General features: G+C 42.5%; 1 protein-coding gene and 1 pseudogene. Both read left to right on the top strand.

What is annotated here, in order from left to right:
• Positions 1 to 2,530 (top strand): amino acid adenylation domain-containing protein (locus tag VF500_RS09125; RefSeq protein WP_330859381.1); only part of this gene is annotated, 2,530 nt, incomplete at its 5' end.
• A gap of 15 nt (positions 2,531 to 2,545) precedes the next feature.
• Positions 2,546 to 2,972 (top strand): annotated as a pseudogene (locus tag VF500_RS09120) (ABC transporter ATP-binding protein); the annotation flags it as partial.

Below are 2,972 nucleotides of genomic sequence, written 5' to 3'. Positions count from 1 at the left end.
AACATTTGAGGATGAAACAATAACCTACCGGCAGCTTAATGATAAAGCTAACAGCCTGGCAAAGTACCTGCAGGCTCAGGGTGTAAAAACCGAAACCATAATACCAATTTGCACCGAGCGCAGCATAGAAATGATCATTGGCATACTGGGAGTGATGAAAGCCGGTGGAGTGTACGTGCCTTTTGATCCGGAGTACCCGCAGGACCGTATCGATTATATGTTGAAAGATACTAAAGCTGGTTTGGTAGTTAGCAGCAGTACTTGCAGTAACAAATTTGCAAAAGCAAATATTAAGGTAGTTGAACTTGATAGGCATTGGGCAGAAGTTGAAAAGTATGACAATGCAGACCTAAACGCATCGGTTAATGCCGGGCAGCTTGCTTATATCATTTATACATCAGGTTCAACCGGCAGGCCAAAAGGGGTAATGATTGAGCACCGCGGTGTAGTTAATCTCGTATTGGCTTATAAACGTGATTTGAACCTGAAGCATGGTACCAGATTCCTTCAATTTGCATCTTTTGGCTTTGATGCCTCATGCGTAGAGATCTTTAGTACACTTTTAACCGGTGGCTGCTTGGTAATGTGCAGCAAAGAATCGCTTTTATCTGCCGATAGCTTTGAACAGCTTTTAACCAGGCAGCAGATCGAGATAGCTATATTGCCGCCGGCTTTTCAGCCGTTTGTTGAAAATGTACCCGATACGCTCAAAATCATTATATCTGCAGGCGAAGCATTAAATGAAGCAACAGGGAAGCTTATCCAATCTAAAGGGATAACATTGGTTAACGGCTACGGGCCAACCGAATGTACTGTATGTGCATCGCAAACGCATAATCCGATAAGGTCCGACAGTATTATCACTATAGGGAAACCGATAGATAACGTAAAGATCTATATCCTGAATAAAGAAAACCAATTAAGCCCGGTAGGGGTAACCGGGGAGATCTGTATTGGGGGTATCCAGGTGGCGAGGGGATATTTGAATCAGCCAGCATTAACAAACGAAAAATTCATAAAAGATCCGTTTTCTGACGATGCAGGCGCAAAGCTATACCGCACCGGTGATTTAGGACGCTGGCTGGCTGATGGTGATATTGAATATCTTGGTCGCATGGACGACCAGGTAAAGATCAGGGGCTTCCGTATTGAGTTGGGCGAGATCGAAAATGTATTGCTTCAAGGCGGATTGGTATCACAGGCCATTGTGTTATCCAAACCCGATGTTAACGGTGTAAACCGGCTGATAGCCTATGTAACAACCGAAGGAATTTATGATAAACAGGCCCTGACATCGTACCTTATAGCTCAATTACCTGAGTATATGGTGCCTAAATTATGGGTGCTGCTTGATAAATTCCCGGTAACAACACATGGCAAAATTGATAAACGTGCGCTGCCTGATGTTGATATGGCCGAACAGTTAACCTATAACTATGTAGCGCCGCGCAATAAAATAGAAGAAGGGCTGGCGACAATATGGCAACGGCTTTTAGGGATCGACAGGATCAGTATCCATGATAACTTTTTTGAGCTGGGTGGCCATTCGATATTAGCTATGCGGTTGATAGCAGCAGTAAAGAACGAGATGTCAATTAACATTACGATTAGGGACCTGTTTCTTCATCCAACAATTGCCAAACTTTACCGCAGATCGCAAAATCAAAATATCGATCTCACGCAATCGCTTATCCCTATAAAAACCACAGGTAATAAAACACCGCTTTACATTGTTTGCGGGGCCGGTGGTACAGCGTTTAAATTCAAGGAGTTTGTAAAACTGCTTGACGCTGAGCAGCCTGTTTATGGATTGCAGCAACCTTTACACATCAATAATCCAGCTGACTTTCCGGATACTATTGAGGGGATTGCTGAAAGATATGTAACAGAAATGCTGTTAGATAATCCTTATGGCCCATATGCGTTAGCCGGGCATTGCCTTGGAGGTATGATAGCCGTTGAAATGGCCGGTCAGCTTCAGGCTATGGGCAAAAAAATATCAATGCTTGCTATGTTTGATGCCGATGCAAAGCCATTGGTAGATGTAGTTGCCGATGCTGGTCAACATAACAATAACCTGCCATCATTGGTTAAAAGATCTGTTTCGGTAATATCTACTAAATTGAAATTTGAGATCTTCCTGTTGATGAAGCACCCTAAACAAGCCCTGATGTATAAGGTACGGAAAATAGGCCCGCTGTTTAGCAATACCGAATCAAAGCTGGCAAATATTGATCAGGATATTTTTGACAAGATCACCCTGCAGATAAAAACAGCGGCAGACAAATACCAGATAAAGCCTTACAATGGCGAGATAGTTTTATTTAACGCCACGCAGCAGTACTATTTTATTGATAGGGTTAATAAGATCATTTACAAGGAACTGGAAGTTAATTCTGAAAACAAGCACGCCTGGAAAAACTATGCCCAATCAATTAAAATTCATGAGGTTAAGGGCGAACACTCGACAATTTTTGACGAGTTAAATGCAAGGGAGTTTTCTGAAATATTACAGCATTATTTAGGTTAACAGATCACAAAAAGCATGGGATTAACAGTTCGGGACAGATTGGTTGCATACCGTAATCTTCCAAAGTTTTTTAGCTTGGTTTGGAAAGTTAGCCCCCGGTTAACTTTAACTAATACCCTGATCAGGCTTCTGCAGGCAATTATTCCGCTTGGCTTGCTTAATGTTGGTAAGTATATAATTGATGAGGCCATTGCTATAACCCACAACAGGGCCTTGCCATATGATCATCTCTGGAAATTAGTTGCCATTGAGTTTGTGCTGATCCTGTTGTTAATTATATTGGGAAAGATCACCTCGCTTATCGATGAACTTTTAGGCGAACGCTTAACAAACGATACTACCGACATGATCATGGAGCACGCTGCAAAGCTGGACCTGGTACAGTTTGAAAACTCGCAGTTTTATGATAAGCTGGAAAGGGCAAGGCAGCAAACTACGGGCC

Origin of the sequence: Mucilaginibacter sp., from assembly GCF_036383575.1 — a bacterium.
GTDB lineage: Bacteria > Bacteroidota > Bacteroidia > Sphingobacteriales > Sphingobacteriaceae > Mucilaginibacter.
The sequence above is the reverse complement of the archived record's forward strand: the minus strand, read 5'-3'. Positions and strand labels throughout refer to the sequence as shown.